Annotated in this window: 17 protein-coding genes; 4 read left to right on the top strand and 13 right to left on the bottom strand. The window is 28.5% G+C overall.

Annotated features, from left to right (window positions below; genetic code table 11):
• Position 1 precedes the first annotated feature (1 nt).
• Together ilvN and AVBRAN_RS02880 are read right to left on the bottom strand one after the other, a co-directional pair.
• Positions 2-463 (bottom strand): acetolactate synthase small subunit, encoded by a 462-nt coding sequence (gene ilvN, locus AVBRAN_RS02885; RefSeq protein ID WP_214117892.1) that lies wholly within the window; start codon positions 461-463, stop codon positions 2-4.
• The gene (locus AVBRAN_RS02880) at positions 460-2,163 is read right to left on the bottom strand and encodes an acetolactate synthase large subunit (RefSeq protein WP_239803509.1); all 1,704 of its coding nucleotides are present in this window, start codon (positions 2,161-2,163) and stop codon (positions 460-462) included. The genes ilvN and AVBRAN_RS02880 overlap by 4 nt, the downstream gene beginning before the upstream one ends.
• Before the next feature lie 159 nt (positions 2,164-2,322).
• Between AVBRAN_RS02880 and AVBRAN_RS02875 the strand changes: the two genes are divergently transcribed.
• Entirely contained in the window at positions 2,323-4,002 is a 1,680-nt protein-coding gene (locus AVBRAN_RS02875) for a methyl-accepting chemotaxis protein (RefSeq protein ID WP_239803508.1), read from the top strand.
• Positions 3,999-4,775 (top strand): tetratricopeptide repeat protein, encoded by a 777-nt coding sequence (locus AVBRAN_RS02870; RefSeq protein WP_214117895.1) that lies wholly within the window; start codon positions 3,999-4,001, stop codon positions 4,773-4,775. The genes AVBRAN_RS02875 and AVBRAN_RS02870 overlap by 4 nt, the downstream gene beginning before the upstream one ends.
• Before the next feature lie 21 nt (positions 4,776-4,796).
• Here AVBRAN_RS02870 and AVBRAN_RS02865 read toward each other — a convergent pair whose 3' ends face one another.
• From AVBRAN_RS02865 to AVBRAN_RS02840, 6 genes are all read right to left on the bottom strand, one after another.
• Positions 4,797-6,116 (bottom strand): DnaB-like helicase C-terminal domain-containing protein, encoded by a 1,320-nt coding sequence (locus tag AVBRAN_RS02865; protein WP_239803507.1) that lies wholly within the window; start codon positions 6,114-6,116, stop codon positions 4,797-4,799.
• Between the two features lie 81 nt (positions 6,117-6,197).
• The gene (ispG, locus tag AVBRAN_RS02860) at positions 6,198-7,277 is read right to left on the bottom strand and encodes a flavodoxin-dependent (E)-4-hydroxy-3-methylbut-2-enyl-diphosphate synthase (protein WP_239803506.1); all 1,080 of its coding nucleotides are present in this window, start codon (positions 7,275-7,277) and stop codon (positions 6,198-6,200) included.
• A 1-nt stretch (position 7,278) separates the two neighbouring features.
• Positions 7,279-7,998: a transporter substrate-binding domain-containing protein gene (locus AVBRAN_RS02855; protein ID WP_214117898.1), complete on the bottom strand. Its 720-nt coding sequence runs from the start codon at positions 7,996-7,998 to the stop codon at positions 7,279-7,281.
• 9 nt (positions 7,999-8,007) lie between these two features.
• A complete protein-coding gene (locus tag AVBRAN_RS02850; RefSeq protein WP_214119994.1) occupies positions 8,008-8,712 on the bottom strand; it encodes a transporter substrate-binding domain-containing protein in 705 nt (234 codons plus the stop codon).
• Between the two features lie 8 nt (positions 8,713-8,720).
• Positions 8,721-9,455, bottom strand: a complete 735-nt coding sequence (locus AVBRAN_RS02845; protein WP_214117900.1) for an amino acid ABC transporter ATP-binding protein — start codon at positions 9,453-9,455, stop codon at positions 8,721-8,723.
• Positions 9,448-10,116 (bottom strand): amino acid ABC transporter permease, encoded by a 669-nt coding sequence (locus tag AVBRAN_RS02840; RefSeq protein ID WP_239803719.1) that lies wholly within the window; start codon positions 10,114-10,116, stop codon positions 9,448-9,450. The genes AVBRAN_RS02845 and AVBRAN_RS02840 overlap by 8 nt, the downstream gene beginning before the upstream one ends.
• 429 nt (positions 10,117-10,545) lie before the next feature.
• Between AVBRAN_RS02840 and AVBRAN_RS02835 the strand changes: the two genes are divergently transcribed.
• Positions 10,546-12,495: a methyl-accepting chemotaxis protein gene (locus AVBRAN_RS02835; RefSeq protein WP_239803505.1), complete on the top strand. Its 1,950-nt coding sequence runs from the start codon at positions 10,546-10,548 to the stop codon at positions 12,493-12,495.
• 798 nt (positions 12,496-13,293) lie between these two features.
• On the opposite strand, the gene AVBRAN_RS02830 is transcribed toward AVBRAN_RS02835, so the two are convergent.
• Both AVBRAN_RS02830 and AVBRAN_RS02825 read right to left on the bottom strand, forming a co-directional pair.
• Entirely contained in the window at positions 13,294-15,012 is a 1,719-nt protein-coding gene (locus AVBRAN_RS02830; protein WP_239803504.1) for a methyl-accepting chemotaxis protein, read from the bottom strand.
• A gap of 113 nt (positions 15,013-15,125) precedes the next feature.
• Positions 15,126-16,124 carry a c-type cytochrome gene (locus AVBRAN_RS02825; RefSeq protein WP_214150613.1) on the bottom strand — a complete coding sequence of 333 codons (999 nt, stop codon included), beginning with the start codon at positions 16,122-16,124 and terminating at the stop codon, positions 15,126-15,128.
• Positions 16,125-16,349: 225 nt separating this feature from the next.
• Here AVBRAN_RS02825 and AVBRAN_RS02820 point away from each other — a divergent pair, with 225 nt between their 5' ends.
• The gene (locus AVBRAN_RS02820; RefSeq protein ID WP_214150614.1) at positions 16,350-16,751 is read left to right on the top strand and encodes a hypothetical protein; all 402 of its coding nucleotides are present in this window, start codon (positions 16,350-16,352) and stop codon (positions 16,749-16,751) included.
• Positions 16,752-16,848: 97 nt separating this feature from the next.
• On the opposite strand, the gene AVBRAN_RS02815 is transcribed toward AVBRAN_RS02820, so the two are convergent.
• The 3 genes from AVBRAN_RS02815 to AVBRAN_RS02805 all read right to left on the bottom strand — a co-directional run bounded on the left by AVBRAN_RS02815 (position 16,849) and on the right by AVBRAN_RS02805 (position 18,230).
• Positions 16,849-17,160 (bottom strand): hypothetical protein, encoded by a 312-nt coding sequence (locus AVBRAN_RS02815; RefSeq protein ID WP_239803503.1) that lies wholly within the window; start codon positions 17,158-17,160, stop codon positions 16,849-16,851.
• Between the two features lie 228 nt (positions 17,161-17,388).
• Positions 17,389-17,796 (bottom strand): hypothetical protein, encoded by a 408-nt coding sequence (locus AVBRAN_RS02810; protein WP_239803502.1) that lies wholly within the window; start codon positions 17,794-17,796, stop codon positions 17,389-17,391.
• A 2-nt stretch (positions 17,797-17,798) separates the two neighbouring features.
• The gene (locus AVBRAN_RS02805; RefSeq protein WP_214120144.1) at positions 17,799-18,230 is read right to left on the bottom strand and encodes a hypothetical protein; all 432 of its coding nucleotides are present in this window, start codon (positions 18,228-18,230) and stop codon (positions 17,799-17,801) included.
• Positions 18,231-18,264 lie beyond the last annotated feature (34 nt).

Here is an 18,264-nt window from a genome sequence, read left to right as displayed (position 1 = left end):
ATTAATTTTCCATCAAAACAACGCCGCTTCTAGCACAATCTTTAGGATTGTATTTTTTAATTGTCTTTAAAAAATTATCCACTCTATCGCTAGTATCATTTACGCAAATTGTCATATATTCATCATTTGAGTGAGCTATTGTTCCATTATAGCCTTTTAATAAACTATCAAGACCAGCTAGATTTTGGTCTATATTGATTTTTACCAAAACACATTCACGCTCAACAAATTCGCAATCTTCAAAAACTTTATAAGTAGAAATTAATTTGTGAAGTTGTTTAGTAATTTGCTCAAACACAGCTTCATCTCCACTTGTAATTATATTAATTCTTGAAAACTCTGTCCCTGCAATAGGAGCAACAGTTAAGCTATCTATATTATAACCACGACCAGAAAATAACCCTACTACTCTACTTAAAACCCCGTGTTGGTTTTCTACAATAACGCTTAACGCCCTTCTCATTTGCTATCCTTTGTGATTAATTTTTGTGGTAATATCATATTATAAATTGCAGCACCTGCTGGAACCATTGGTAAAACATCTTCAAATCTTGAAATAACAACATCAATCACGCAAGTTCTAGGGCTTTTTAAACATTCGTGATATGCTTTAATAAACTCATCTTTGCTCTTTACTCTAAAACTATCACAGCCAAAACTTCTTGCTAACATTTCATAATCAGGTTGCACATCTTCAAGATTAGTTTCTGAATATCTTTCATTATAAAATCTAGTTTGCCATTGGCGAACCATTCCTAAATAAGCATTATTTAAAATAATATTAATTACTTTTTTACGCTCTGCAGTTAGCGTCATTAATTCTTGAATATTCATCAAAAACGAACCATCGCCAGCAAAATTAAGAACTACTTCATTATTTTTTGCAAATGCAACTCCTAAAGCAGCAGGAATTGAATATCCCATAGTTCCTAAACCACCACTTGTACTAAGTCTTCTTGGCTCATTGAATTTAAAAAATTGTGCTACCCACATTTGGTGTTGCCCTACATCGGTAATAATATTTGCATTAGGAGTAATTTTCGCACATTCATTAATTACCCATTGTGGTTTTAAGATTTCATCGCTATCTTCATAGCTAAATGATGGATATAAACTCTCGTGTCTATCTAAAACACTATGCCAAGTTGATAAATCAAATTCAAATTCTTTTACCTCATCTAAAAGATCGCTAATAACACTACCAACATCTCCAACGATAGGAAAATCAGCTTTAATGATTTTAGAAATTGAAGTTGGGTCAATATCAATATGAGCAATTTTTGCTAATTTTGCAAACTCGCTAGTTTTACCTGTAATTCTATCATCAAATCTAGCACCTAATGAAATTAATAAATCACATTCACTCATAGCCATATTAGCTCTATAACTTCCGTGCATTCCTGCCATTCTTAGATTATACGGATTATCGTGTTCTAATACCCCTAAACCCATTAAAGTGCAAACCGCAGGAACTTTAGTTTTTTCTACAAATTTACGGATAGCCTCACTAGAATTTGAACTAATACAACCACCACCTATATATAAAAGTGGTTTTTTAGCTTCCATTAAAGCACTTGCTAGGCGTTTAATTTGTCTTGGATTGCCTTTATAAGTTGGCTTATATGTTTTCATATTTACTTCACTAGGATATTTAAATTCGCCTTTAATAGCTGTAATATCCTTTGGAATATCAATATGAACAGGCCCTGGACGACCACTTCTTGCTATAAAAAAAGCTTCTTTTAAAACTCTTGGTAATTCTTCAATAGTTTTTACTAAATAAGAATGCTTTACACAAGGCCTACTCATTCCAACTGCATCAATTTCTTGGAACGCATCAGTTCCTATTAGTGAATTTGCAACTTGAGCTGAAATTAAAACCATAGGAATACTATCAGCATAAGCTGTAGCAATCCCTGTTAAAGTATTTGTAAATCCTGGACCACTTGTAACAATAGCAACTCCAACTTTACCACTAGCCCTTGCATAGCCATCTGCTGCGTGAGCTGCACCTTGTTCGTGACGAACTAAAACATGTTTAAAATCATTTTGCTTATACAATTCATCATAGATATTTAAAGCTGCTCCACCAGGATAACCAAAAACTACTTCAACACCTTCTAGCTTTAAAGCTTCACAAATCATCTTTGCACCTGTAATCATACTGCCTCCATTAGGTTTTTTCTTAGGATTTAATCAAATTTTGCTTATTTAATAATTAATACAAATTAAAAAGAATGAAAAATGTAAAAAAAATAAAATTTAATTAATAAAAATTTATCTAATATATTTATTATTTACAAAAAATTAAAAGGATTTAGAATGAAAATTTCACTTAAGATTAGTATATTGGTATTTTGTTCATTATTGCTATTAGTAGTATCACTTAGCTTTAATTCTAGTTTAATGTTTGATAAGTTAGAAAACAAAATGCTAACTGAAATTGAAAACGAAAGCATATATCTTAGAAAAGAACAAGTAAAAACTTTAGTAGAAAGTATGGTTCAATATACAAAAACAACATATAAAGATTTAGAAAATCAAAACAAATTAAAAGAATTTAATGACATATTAAAAAACAAATTAGATGAAGTAAGATACGATAACAATACTAAAGGATTTTTAGTATTTCAAGAAGATGGTTTAGTTGTGTATCACACACTAAAAGATTGGATTGGAACTAATAAAATTAATTCAGTTGATACCAATAATAAAGCTTTCATACAAGATATAATCAATGCTGGAAAAAATGGTGGTGGATTTAGCGAATATGAGTTTAAATATAAAGATAAAACTACTAAGAAATTCTTAGCATATTCATTGCAAGATAAAGCTAGTGGCTTGATATTTAGCACTGCAGTTGATTTAGATAGTGTTTATACATTTTTAGATAAAAACGCAAAAGAATTAGGCGAAGAACAATTTAAAGAATTAATAAAATTTATAATTATTAGTGCAATTATTTTCATAGTTTTAATGCTTATTGCATATATTTTTGCAACTTTATTTATATCAAAACCTTTAAAAATATTAGAGATTAAAGCAAGAGATTTAAGCAGTGGAGATGGGGATTTAACTAATAAATTAGAAGTGAAAGGAAATGATGAAATAGCTCACGCTTCAAGTGCTATTAATGAATTTTTAGAAAAAATAAGAATTTTAATCAAACAAGCTAAAAATATTTCTAACGAAAATGCTTCAATAGCAAGTGAATTAGGCAATACTAGTCTTCAAACAGGAAAACGCGCTGAAGAAGGCAGTGAAATAGTAAATCAAATAGCTAAAAAAGGACAAAATACCAAAGAAAGCTTGGAAATAGGAGTTCAAAAGGCTAAGGACGCTACTATAAAATTAGATGAAGCATTAAGTATGATAGAAACTTCAAATAAAGAAATTAATATATTAAGTAATAAAATCATACATAGTGCAAGTATTGAAAGCGAACTTGCTATGAAGATAGAAAAGCTTAGCACAGATGCTGATAATGTAAAATCAGTATTAGAAATCATTAACGAAATTGCAGACCAAACAAATCTTCTTGCATTAAATGCTGCTATTGAAGCTGCACGTGCAGGAGAGCAAGGTCGTGGATTTGCCGTAGTAGCTGATGAAGTAAGAAGCCTAGCTGAAAGAACACAAAGAAGTCTTAGCGAGGTAAATGCTACTATAAGCATTATAGTTCAAGGCATAAAAGACGCAAGTGAGCAAATGAGTATTAACTCAAACCAAATGCAAGATTTAAGTAATATTGCAAATTCTACTAAAGATAATATGAGTATTATGAAAAATAGCGTAGCAGAAGCTATTAGCTCAAGTGAAAAAACCGTGAATGATTATATAAATACAAGTAAAGATATGGAAGAAATTCTAAATAATTTAAACAATATGAATACAATAACGAACGAAAACGCAAGAAGCGTTGAAGAAATAGCTGGTGCAGCAAATCACCTTAGTGAAATGACTGAAGAGCTAAATAAAAAATTACAAGAGTTTAGAACATGAAAAAGATATTATTTTTAATTAGTATGAGTTTAGTATCAATGGCTGATTATTTAAGTGATTGTGAAAATAGCAAAATTCCTGCTGCTTGTTATAATCAAGGTGTAGTTGAATATAATCAAGATAATTTAGGTCTTGCTATAAGACATTTTACCCTAGCTTGTGATGGCGATATTTATAATGCTTGCTACAATTTAGGGGTAATTTATAGTAAAAATAACGAAAAAGATAAAGCAAGTAAATATTATGAAAAATCTTGCGATAATGGAAATTATGAAGCTTGCTTTTATGCAGGGATTAATACTCAAGATTTTAATAAATCAAAAGAATATTTAGCAAGAGCTTGTGAAAATAGCTATAAAGACGCTTGCTATAATTTAGGAATATTATTTAAGAAAAATCAAGAATTTGATAATGCAAAAATATATCTAAAAAAAGCTTGTGATGATAATTTAATCCCAGCTTGTTATGGCTTAGGCAATTTATATGCTAATGAAAAAAATAATAATTTAGCTATTAAATATCTATCAATTGCTTGCTCTGCTAAAGATTATAATGCTTGTTATAATTTAGGTAATGTATATTATGAATTAAAAGATTATGATAAAGTAGCTAGTTTGTGGAATCAATCTTGCGATAATAAAGACGCATACGCATGCAATAATTTAGGCGTTATGTATCATAAAAAAGATAAAAATATGGCTAAATTGTATTATAAAAAATCTTGTGATTTAGGAAACAATATAGCTTGTGAAAACCTAAAAATACTTGAATAATTTAGGAATTTATTTCCTAAATTAAAATTCTTCAGTCTCGCTTGGTTCGTTGTCTTTTCTAAACTCAAGTTGTAAAAATTTCGCTTTAGAAGCTTTAAAATCAAAATGAATTTCTTTTAATTCCCCACTTCTATTCTTAGCAATATCAAGTATAGCGTGGCGTTCTGCTAAAATAGTCGGATCATCATCAGCTTTATTAATAAATAATATCAAATCAGCATCTTGTTCTATACTACCACTCTCACGAATGTCTGAGAGCATAAGTTTTTTATTCATCCTAGAATCTACCGAACGATTAACTTGAGAAAGTGCTAAAATAGGGATTTTTAATTCTAATGCAAGTAATTTTAACCCCCTACTAATCTCACTTACTTGAATATGTCTATCAGCCCTTGTATTTAGTGAGTTCATAAGCTGAATATAGTCTAATACACATAAACCTATATTGTTATGCTCTTCTTTTAATCTTCTTAAAGATGAGCGAAGAAATTCTATATTTAAATTACCCTTATCATAAATATATAAAGTCTTTTCACTAAGCATATTCGCACTCATTTGCATATTATTTATCTCATCTTCTGTTAATCTATCTCCTGTTAAGATATTTTGCAAACCTATTCCTGTATCTTGTGCTATTAATTTAGCCATTATCTTATAAGCTTCTGTTTCAAGACTATAAAACACCACTCCAACATCTTTTTTAAGTGCATTTAATAAAATATTTAAAGCAAATGTAGTTTTACCCATACCAGGACGAGCTGCAAGAATTATTAACTCCCCTGCTTTAAAGCCCTTTGTATAATGATTTAACAAAGAAAAACCTGTATCAACCCCGATTACATCTTTATCAATTATCTTGCTAACTCTATTTAATTCTTCATAAAACTCATTAACAGCAGTTCTTGAGCTTTTTAAAGTATTATCACTAACGCCTGATACTAAAGAATAAATCTTAGCATTTAAATTATGCGTATAATCAATACTATCTTGCACACTGCTTAGCTCTTGTGTGCTTGTATTCATTAAAGAATTAAGCTGGTCTTTTACACTTAAATTCCTTAACATTTTTGAATATTCATCAACTTCTATGAAAGAATTTTGCTGCTCAAGTGCAGTCCAAAAACTATCCTTTGCACTTGCAAAAGAGATTTTTACTAATTTTAAATCCACACTCTCTCTAAGTCTTCTTTTGTTTAATACAAACTCAAATATATCAGCGTGTAATCTATATGAAAAATCACTTGGCTTAATAATACTTGCGGCTATATCTATATTTTCATTATTTTCTATACAAGCTAATAAAATACTTTGCTCTAATTCAATATCAAAATACTTACTCATAATTCTTCCTTAATTCTTATTTTAATCTCTCGTAAAAATTAAAGAAATTAAAATAAGAATTTGAAATAGGAATTTCAAATTCTATTCTTCGTGAAGTTTTGCTTCGTCTAATACTTCATCTAAAAATTTATCTACTAAAGTATCATATTTGCATTTTGCAACCACTTCGCCGTGTCTTATTACTAAGCCTTCATTTTTGCCAAATGCAATCGCTACATCAGCTCCTTTAGCTTCTCCTAAAGCATTTACAACACAACCCATTACGCTTATATTTAATGGTGCTTTAATGTGTTTTGTCTTTTCTTCAACCACTTTAACAGCACTTAACAAATCGCTTTGAATTCTTCCACAGGTTGGACAAGAGATTATATTTATACCGCTTTTTTGCACTCCGCTATCTTGCAAAATCGCTTTAGCGACTCTTATTTCTTCGCTAAGCTCTCCTGTCATAGAAACACGAATAGTATCGCCTATGCCATTTAATAATAACTGACCTATAGCAATTGAGCTTTTTATTGTGCTATGAAACTTAGTTCCTGCTTCAGTTACTCCTAAATGAAACGGATAATCACACAATTCTCTTAATCTCGTATAACTTTCTATTGTGCTTTGTGCGTCTGAAGTTTTAATGCTTATTTTAATATCCCTAAAATCAAAATCTTCAAGTAATTTAATATTATAAACAGCACTCTCAAGCAAGGCTTTTACACTTCTGCCGTATTTGTTTTCAAATTGCTTTTCAATACTTCCGTGATTTACACCAATTCTTATAGGAATATTTCTTTGCTTACAAGCATTTACTACTTCTTTTATATTTTCTTTGCCACCGATATTTCCTGGATTTATTCTAATCCCATCTATAAATTCAGCACAATATAAAGCTAATTTGTGATTAAAATGAATATCTACAATTAGCGGCAGTGGGCTTTGCTTTTTAAGTTCTGCTAAAGCCCTTGCATCTTTTATATCCAAACACGCAACTCTTACTATATCAGCACCTGCTAATTTTAACTCAATTAATTGTTCTAAACATCCATTAATATCTTGAGTTTTTGTAAATAGCATTGATTGAACGCTAATTGGAGCATCACCACCGATTTTAACCCCGCCTACACTAATTTGCCTAGTTTTAAATCTAGGCTTAAAAAAATCACTTCTCATATTAATTTATATTGTATTTTTTAAGTAAAGCTTCATATTCGCTAGTTTTTATAAATTCTTCTAAAGCTTTATTTAATTTCTCTCTTAGCTCTACATTTTCATTTTTGCTAAACGCTATAGAAAATCCTTCTGTGCCATCATCTTCATTATAAAATTCAGCTAAATTAGGATATTTTGCTAAATATTCTCTTGCTACAAGTGCATCAAATGCTAAAGCATCTAATTTTTTATCATTTAAAGCCATTACTAAAACAACAGGATTTTCATTAGGTTGCACTAACGCACCTACTTGTTTTACTGCTGCTTCTTGAACCGTGCCTAATTGCACTCCTACTTTTTTACCTTTTATATCATCTTTAGTTGCGATACTACTATCTTTATGCTTTAGATAAATTGTCTTAGCTTTATAATAAACATTGCTAAAATCACAAGCTTTTTTTCTTTGTTCGCTTGAACTCATAGCACTCATAATAGCATCAATCTTACCTGCTTTAAGTGCTGCAATAAGTCCATCAAAACTCATAGCTTTAAATTCATATTTTATACCAGCAATTTTTGCTAAATTATCAAATAATTCAGCATCAAAACCACTAATCTTATCATCAACTAACATATCAAATGGAGGATAATCAGGAGAAATCCCAACTTTATAAACCTTGTCATTTGCATATAAACAAGCACTAAAAATCAGTGCAAACACTACTAATAAAAACTTTTTCATAACTACTCCTTATAGCCCGTATTTTTTGATAAGCTCATCATACTTACCACTTGCTTTTACTTCTTCAAGGGCTTTATTGATTATATCAATTAAGTCTTTATTTTTATCCTTTGCAAATGCAAATGCAAAACCTAAAGCCCCGTCATTTTCTTCATAAAAACTCTCAATTTCAGGATTTTTTGCCATAAATTTCTTAGCCACAAAAGAATCAAAAACAACCGCATCTATTTGCTTATTCACAAGGCTCATAACAACCACTGCTGAATCTTCGTGTAAAATCACATTAGCACCTAGCTTTCTTGCAGTATTTTCTTGAATTGTGCCAAGTTTCACTCCTGTTTTAACACCTTTTAAATCTTCTTTTGTAGTGAAAATATCGCCCTTTCTTTTAAGATACATAGTTTTTCCAAAAAAATAAGGATTAGAAAAATCACAATTCTTCATTCTTCTTTCGCTAATACTCATTCCTGAAGCTATCATATTGATTTTACCAGCTACTAAAGATGGAATAAGCCCATCAAAACTCATATTAACAAATTCAATCTTAAGATTAGCAACCTTTGAAATCTCATTTACCAAATCAACATCAAAACCACTCAATTTACCATCAACCATCATATCAAATGGAGCGTAATTTGCCGAAATACCAACCTTAACAACTTCATTTGCATAAGCAAATAAAGTTATAAATAAAGCTAAAAAAATCTTTTTCATATCTAATCCTAATGGTTTAAAACTTTGTTTAAAAACTCATTTAATCTAGCATTTGTGCTAGAGTTAAATACAACTTGTGGTGTATCATCTACTGCTATTTTGCCACTTTCCATAAAAAATACTCTATTAGCTACATTTTTTGCAAAACCCATTTCGTGAGTTACTAATATCATAATAGGAGCATTATCTCCACTTGCTATTTCTTTAATAAGTCCTAAAACTTCTCCTACCATTTCAGGGTCAAGCGCACTAGTTGGCTCATCAAATAATATAACTTCAGGCTCCATCATAAGGCTTCTTGCTATTGCTATTCTTTGTTTTTGACCGCCGCTTAATTTGTGTGGAAAGAACTCTTCTTTATCAGCTAAACCAACTTTAGCTAAAAGATTTCTAGCTTTTTTAATAGCTTCATCTTTGCTTAAAATATTTAAACTAACAGGGGCTAAAATCAAATTATCCAATACATTTTTATTTGCAAATAGATTAAAATGTTGAAATACCATTGATACTTTTTGTCTGTGCTTATTAATATCAATTTTTTCATCTAAGATATTTTCATTATTGATTAAAATCTCTCCACTACTTGCAACTTCAAGTTTATTTAAACATCTTAAAAATGTGCTTTTTCCACCGCCACTAGGTCCAATAATAGCAATAATATCGCCTTTATTAATCTCTACACTAATATCTTTTAATACTTCTAAATTCCCGTAATTTTTGCATAAATTAGATATCTTAATCATTTCTTTTTAGCCTCATTTCTAATAATCTTACAAAACAAGTAAATACTTTAACACTAGCATAATACACAACACCTGCGAAAATATAAGGCTTAGGGTCGTATAAAAGTGATTGAAAAATCTTGCTTTGAAAAGTCAAATCAACAACGCTTATAAACGCAACTACTGAAGTTTCTTTAAACAACGATATAAACTCATTTGCTAAAGCAGGAATGATATTTTTAACAGCTTGTGGAAAAACTATCATTTTCATAGCTTGAAAATGCGATAAACCCATAGACCTTGCTGCTTCCATTTGACCTTTATCAACGCTTTCAATCCCACTTCTAATAATCTCTGCAACATAAGCACTAGAATTAAGTCCTAAAGCAATAACGGCTACAAAAAATACATTTTCAACTTGAGCAAAAACCACAAATGCAAATATCATTAAAAGTAGCATTAATGGCATACCCCTAATTAAATCTAAATATTCATTGATTAACATTGTTAAAAATCTATTCCTAAGCACCAATAAAAACGCTAATAAAAATCCACCAGTAAGACCAATAATCAAACCAAGTGAAGTAAGTCCTAAAGTAGTGCCATAACTTTTAAGATAAGCTAAATGCTCTGCTTCGCTAAGTTCTTTAAATGGATAACAATAATAAGTAGTAATAATCACTATTGCAAGTGGAAAAATTACTTTAAAAATATTTTCTAAATTCTTCAATTTTTTTCCTTTAAACAAAATAATAAAAAGTGTAAAAACACAACTAAAAAACGATTATAAATTAATGAGTATTATGTAGATGACGAAGATGATGACGGATAGTAAGATATTTGTTGTGCTTGATTAAATCTATAATTTTCATCTTTTCGTCCTTTAAAAAAAATAAGTTTGATTATCTCTTTTTTAGCTTAATGATTTATTAAATTTATTAATTTTTAAGCTTAAAAACTTTTTTGTATTTTTTAAGATATTTAAAATAAGAATTTAAATTAATGTAAATAATTTTTATCATCTAATAATTTATTTTATAATTTTATTTTTATTTAAGGTTGGGGGGGGGTAAAATTGGTATTCGATTTCAATTAAAAAAAGGATTACCAAATGAAACTTTCTTTCAAAATTTCATTAACAACTGCAAGTTTATTTGTAGTTTTACTTTTAGTTTTATCTTATATGCAAAGCAATAAGACAGAAGATATAATCATAAATAATTACGATTCTTCAATAGCAGGAGAATTGCAATTAAGAAATGCTTATGTTGATGAATATATCAAAACCCGTATTGAGCAAATTGAAAAAATTGCAAAAACTTTTGAAGATGCTGATGATTTAAGCCCAGAATTTATCAAGCAAATCATTAGTAGTGATAATAGGGTTTTAGATTTTCAAGGATTATTTATAGGCTTAGCAAATGGAAATGTTTATAAGGCTGAACCTGATTTAACTTTTAGATTAATCCCTAATTTTGATGGTAGAACTAGAGCTTGGTATAAAGAAGCAGTAGCTTTAAAAAAGGCTAGTAATTCATCAATTTATCAAGATGTCTCAAGCAAAAAATCAGCCACAACTATTTTTGCACCTGTGTTTAAAAATGATAAAATCGTAGCTGTAATTGGTGGAAATATACTAATAAATGATTTTAGCGATACCATTACAAAAATTAAATCTCATAATGATATTAGCACTTTAATTCTTGATAAAAATAATGAGATAATAGCTAGTGAAAACGCAAACGAATTAGGCAAACCTGAATGGCTTGATAGCCTAAATCAAAAATTATCTACGCTAAAAACTAATAAGAATTTAAATCATATTGTTTTTACAAAGGATAATAAAAATTACTTAGCTTATTGTATTATTAATGATATAAGTGGATTTAGTATTTGCACCATTATTTTAGAAGATGTAATAAATAATAGTGTAAATGATGCTAGAAATGCTACTTTAATAAGCTTTTTAATATTTTTAATAATAGTAATAGGATTTTTAAGTTTAATTATTAATTTTTATTTAAAACCTTTATCAAAAATCACCCAAGGACTTAACGAATTCTTCTCTTTCCTAAACCACGAAAAAGAAGACGCTCACGAAATCATCTTACATTCTAAAGACGAATTTGGCTCTATGGCAAAAGCAATCAATGATAATATAGAAAAAACTAAATTATCTTTATTAAAAGATGAAGAAGCAGTAGAACAAAGCGTTCAAACAGCAGCAGCAATTGAAAGCGGAGATTTAAAAGCAAGAATTACTTTAAATCCTGCAAACCCACAATTAATTGAATTAAAAAATGTCTTAAATAAAATGCTTGATACTTTAGAAGAAAAAGTTGGAGCTAATACAAACTCAATTGAAAAGATATTTGATGAATATAGCCAAAACGACTTTAGAAATGAAATAAAAAATGCTAAAGGTAGAGTAGAACTTGCAACTAATATGTTAGGTAAGCAAATAAGAGATATGTTAAAAACAAATCTTGAAACTGCAAGAAACCTACAAGATAAATCTAAAATACTAAAAACAAGTGTTAGTGATATAAACGAAGGTGCAAGAAAGCAAGCAAGTAGCTTACAAGAAAGTGCAGCAGCAGTAGAAGAGATGAGTGCATCTATGCATGCAGTAAATCAAAAATCAAACGAAGTTATTAAAAACGGAGAAGATATTAAAAATGTTATTACTATGATTAGAGACATTGCAGAACAAATTAATCTACTTGCACTTAATGCTGCAATTGAAGCAGCACGTGCAGGTGAGCACGGACGTGGATTTGCTGTAGTTGCTGATGAAGTAAGAAAGCTAGCTGAAAGCACTCAAAAATCACTAACAGAAATAGAAGCAAGTGTTAATGTATTAACTCAAGGTATAAATGATATGAGTGAAAGCATTAAAGAACAAACTCAAGCAATATCTCAAATAAATGAAGCAATAAGTAGTATAGATGAGCTAACACGTGCTAATGTAGTAGTAGCTGATAATACTAATAAAATATCAGATGAAGTAGATTTAATGGCTAGCATTGCTGTTGAAGCTGTTATGAAGAATAAGTTTTAATACTAATTATTCTTAAGAACTTTTATTTATTAAGTTCTTAAGAACTTATCTAAAGCTAGAAAGTAAAACTTTTTAGCTTTATTGTTTTTATGAGTTTTTGTATTTTTACCTTAAACCTAAAAGTTTTTAATATTTTTTAATTTTTATAATTTTCTTAGTGATTATTATTCTAAAGCTTTTATGTTTTTTATAATCTTTACCTACCATTCAAAAAACTTTTTATATTTTTAATTTTCTTTTATCTTTTTTACCTATTCACTCTCATTATTATTTATAACTAGCAATTCATTTGCTAGTTATAAATAATAGTCTCAAGAGTGGAAAAAACACACTGAAAAAAAGAATTTAAAACAGGAATTTTAATTTTAAAACTAAAACCACAAATCAAATTCTTAATTCAAATTCCATAATTTTTAATGTTAAACACTCAAAATCTTACCAATTTTTACCAACTTAATTAGCGTTGGTTCTTTTTGGAGTTAAAACCAAATTCTTAGTTTAAATTCTTTATTTTTAAAATTATTAAAAATACACCTAAAAATACAATGAGTTGCCTTAAAACTTTTTCAATTCATAAATATTACAAATTCTAATGAGAGTAAATAGGTAAAAAAGATAAAAGAAAATTAAAAATATAAAAAACTTTTAGGTTTAAGGTAAAAATAATAAGCTTTAAAAAACAATCACTAATAAAAATACAAAAACTCATAAAAACAATAAAGCTAAAAAGTTTTACTTTCTAGCTTTAGATAAGTTCTTAAGAACTTAATAAATAAAAGTTCTTAAGAATAATTAGTATTAAAACTTATTCTTCATAACAGCTTCAACAGCAATGCTAGCCATTAAATCTACTTCATCTGATATTTTATTAGTATTATCAGCTACTACTACATTAGCACGTGTTAGCTCATCTATACTACTTATTGCTTCATTTATTTGAGATATTGCTTGAGTTTGTTCTTTAATGCTTTCGCTCATATCATTTATTCCTTGAGTTAATACATTAACACTTGCTTCTATTTCTGTTAGTGATTTTTGAGTGCTTTCAGCTAGCTTTCTTACTTCATCAGCAACTACAGCAAACCCACGTCCGTGCTCACCTGCACGTGCTGCTTCTATTGCAGCATTAAGTGCAAGTAGATTAATTTGTTCTGCTATATCTTTAATCATAGTAATAACATTTTTAATATCTTCTCCGTTTTTAATAACTTCGTTTGATTTTTGATTTACTGCATGCATAGATGCACTCATCTCTTCTACTGCTGCTGCACTTTCTTGTAAGCTACTTGCTTGCTTTCTTGCACCTTCGTTTATATCACTAACACTTGTTTTTAGTATTTTAGATTTATCTTGCAGGTTTCTTGCAGTTTCAAGATTTGTTTTTAACATATCTCTTATTTGCTTACCTAACATATTAGTTGCAAGTTCTACTCTACCTTTAGCATTTTTTATTTCATTTCTAAAGTCGTTTTGGCTATATTCATCAAATATCTTTTCAATTGAGTTTGTATTAGCTCCAACTTTTTCTTCTAAAGTATCAAGCATTTTATTTAAGACATTTTTTAATTCAATTAATTGTGGGTTTGCAGGATTTAAAGTAATTCTTGCTTTTAAATCTCCACTTTCAATTGCTGCTGCTGTTTGAACGCTTTGTTCTACTGCTTCTTCATCTTTTAATAAAGATAATTTAGTTTTTTCTATATTATCATTGATTGCTTTTGCCATAGAGCCAAATTCGTCTTTAGAATGTAAGATGATTTCGTGAGCGTCTTCTTTTTCGTGGTTTAGGAAAGAGAAGAATTCGTTAATACCATTATTTAATTTGCTTAAAGATTTTACTATTAGCATCATCACATATACAATATAAGGGATAAAAACCACTATAAATACAAATAAAGCAATAATAGATGTCGTAACAAAACTACTATTGATTAAATTTTCTAACTCGTGAGTATTCTTATCAATCTCATCTAAATAAACACCTGTTCCAATCCATAAAGAATTTGTATTAGGTATTAATGCTACATAAGATAATTTTGGTGCTGTAATATCAGTGCCTGGTTTAGGGAAAGGAAAGGTTACAAAACCACCACCAGAATTAGCCTTTTTGCTTAATTCTTGAATAAAAAAAGTCCCATCAGGAGCTTGCATTCCCTTTAAATCTTGTCCTATTAGCTTTTTGCTAACTGGGTGAGCTACTGCTGTGGTATCTTTATAAACGAAAAAATACCCATTACCATTGTCAAATCTAAAATTTTCTATAGCTTGTGCTATATAATCAATTTTCTCTTTTTCACTCTGTAAATCTTTTAAATGAATTGAAAGCGCATTAATCATTGCATCAGTTGATATTTTTAATTTTTCTTCTATATCAACTTGCATAATTCTTGCTACCTCATTTGAATTAGCTTGAATTGTCTTTTGATTATTATTGTAAAATAAATAAAGCATCAAAAATAAAACAAACAATCCTAAAATAATAACAAAACCAAGTTTTGCTTTTATAGTTTTTAACATTACATACTCCTTTTGAAACTTTAAATGAAACATAATTTTAAAATTTAAAAATATAAATAATGTTAAATTTAATTAAGATTTTAGGAATTTCAAAATTGAAATTCCTTCTTTACTTATTTTGCTTTAGATTTGCTAACTTCTTGCATTTTTATATAAGGTCCAAATCTATGTTGCTCTATGCTAAAATCATCATCATAAGGAGCTACATCCATATCAAGTGGTTTTGTCCTTCTATCAGGAAAATCTGCTTCACGATTAGCCTTAATTGGTCTTGGTTTTGAATTAATATAAGCTGCCACATCAAAAGCTTCTTCATCACTTAAAGTAGCATCACCTTTTGGCATATTACCTTTAATATACGAAGCTGCTTTTATTAGTCTATACATTCCAGCACCTGTGTTATAGCTATCATCTCCCCATAAAGCAGGATATACATAATATCCACCTTTTTGCTCGTCATTTAGCATTCCTGCCCCATCTTCACCATGACAAGCTGAGCATTTTTCTTCATAAATAACTTTACCTTTTTTAGGATCAGCTGCTCTATTTAATAATTTTACTTGAGTAAGTCCTTGCCCTTCAACATTAGCACCCACTGGCACACCTTGGCTTAAATAGTGCATATAAGTTACAATTGCTTTCATCTCTACTGAATTAATAGGCAATGGCTTACCATTCATAGAGCGTTCCATACAGCCATTTATACGATTTTCAAGAGTAGCGACTACATCGCCTCTAGCTAAGTATTGTGGAAATCTAGCATAAATTCCTACAAAACCTGATTCATAAGGAATAGTCCCGCCATTTGCGTGACAGCTGCTGCAAGATAAATTATTTCCTGCATATCTTTTACTCTCATCTTTTGCCTTTGGACCTATGTAATATGTGGTTTCATTTAGGATTTTATTGCCTAAAATCACTGCTTCAATATATTTTGAGCCTTTAGGTAATTTTTCTTCATCTAAATACCCATCATCATTCATAGCACTTGGCACTACCCAATTCATTTTAGCTTGTTTAATGCCTGTTTCTGATTTGGTTTTATTCACACTTGGGTCTATCGCAAATGCAAAAGATGATAATAATAAAATCATACTAATTTTAGTTTTCATAACTTCTCCTTAAATTGATTTAAGAAAATGCTAGGATTTTTATGTGAATTTAATGTGAAAAATAAGCATAAAAATCGTAAAAAATTACAAAATTGTTACAAATTTACAAAAAATAAATAAAACTAAGAGAATTTAAAAAGATGAAGTATTAATTTTGATATTCTGTATTAAGTCAATTATAAGTATTATATTATTAAAATAAAAAACTAATATAAAGGAGAGAAAATGAGTAAAAAAATTAATATAATTATGGCTAGTGCGTTATGTTTTATATCTACAGGTTGCGTTATGCCAGAACTTTTAAATGTAAATAATGTTATAAACCATAACAACAATTCTAATACTAACACAGCTAAAATCATAAGAACATATCCTGATAAAACTATAGTAACTCAAGGAAATATGAATTATGGTAAAAAATGTGCATTCAAAACAGACCCTAGAAATAATAAAGTTGTAGAAGTAGGCTATGTTATACAAGATGCGTGCTTGCCTGATTGGTGTAAAAAATGGTATGACAATGTAGATTTAGAACCTAAATCTGATTCTGATAAATTTCAAGTTGATACTTGCCATAGTTTTATAATATATAATGCGTCATTAGGATATAAATTGATAGAAGATTAATAAAAGATTAAATAAATTATGCCTTTAACTTTTTAAAGCATAATTTATTAATCAAAAAACTAAAAAATAAAATCTTTAAACCAACAATCAAATTCTTTTACACTTCATCTTTAAATACTTCTTCTCTTACATAAATTGTGCATTCTTCTTTTTCATCTAAGCTTCCGTCCCATTTATAAACAGCTAATATTTCTTTCAGTAAAGCTATTATTTCTTTTTCATTTAATGTTTTATTATCTCTTATAGAAAGTATTTTATAGACTTTGTCATAAACTACATTATCAATCTCTTGACTAATATCATAATCTAAAATTATCCTTATATGCTCGCCTTTATAATATAAAATCCACAAAGATTTATTAAGCTCTGCATGGTCAAGTTCTGAATCATCAAAATACATACAATTCATAAACCAGCAGTCTAATTCTTCATCTATTACAATGCGTTCTTCATAAGGAAATTTATGATGTTGTCTTAAATACCAATCATTAGTATGCTCAATACAAATATCTACAAAAGAATATTTCTTCTCTAATTATCGCCAATAATTGCATTTTTAAAAGCCATTCTTTCTCCTTTTTTGAAAGTAAAATTCATATTTTAATTCTTTAAAATTTTATGGAATTTAAAATAAGAATTAGCTTTTATAAAAAATATAATATTTTATTTTTTTAAGCCAATTATCTTTAGTTTTTATATCTTTAATTAAACTTAAATTTGCAAATACTAATAAATCCAAATAACGCTGAATAATAGAGAATATAAAAGATAAAATCACAAAAACTAAGAAAAACAAAATTATAAAAATTAAAATATTATCATAAACAAAAGCCCTAGCTATAAAAAATGCAATACTAAAATCTAACACACCAAAAATAATATTTATCATTTCGCTAATTTTTAATCTTGATATTTTGCCTTTTAAAATATATGAAGCCTTACAATTAGGACATTGCAAGGTATGAATACCTAAGTCTTTTTTATAAGAAAATGATTTTAGCTTTGAAATATTATAAGAGCAAAACTCGCATTCTTTATAAAACATTTTCATCTTTTTATAAGCTTTATGAAAAAATCTTTTAATTTAATTAATCTAGTTTTTTTAACTTCTAACTTCTCATTATCATCAATTAAAACAAATTTAGAAAATATAAATAAATTTAAATAATGCTCAAGTATTACCACAAAAAGCCCAATACCTAGAAAAGATACAAGCCATACAAAGATTAAAAAGACAGCATTCTTACTCACAAAATCACTGCATAAAAACACACAAAAAAATGGTAGCAAAAACACAGACCATCCTAAAATCTCATTCAAAATAGCATAAATCATTACAAAATATACTTTAAGTTTCAATCCATAAGAAGCATTGCAATTAGGACATTTTAAAGTATAAATTCCTAAATCCTTTTTATAGGTATATAATTTTAATTTTGAAATCTTACAAGAGCAAAGCTCACATTCTTTATAAAACATTTTCATCCTTTATATTTTTAAAATGATTTAATTT

Source organism: Campylobacter sp. RM12651 (assembly GCF_022369475.1).
GTDB lineage: Bacteria > Campylobacterota > Campylobacteria > Campylobacterales > Campylobacteraceae > Campylobacter_E.
This window is presented reverse-complemented; position numbering and strand designations above follow the sequence as displayed.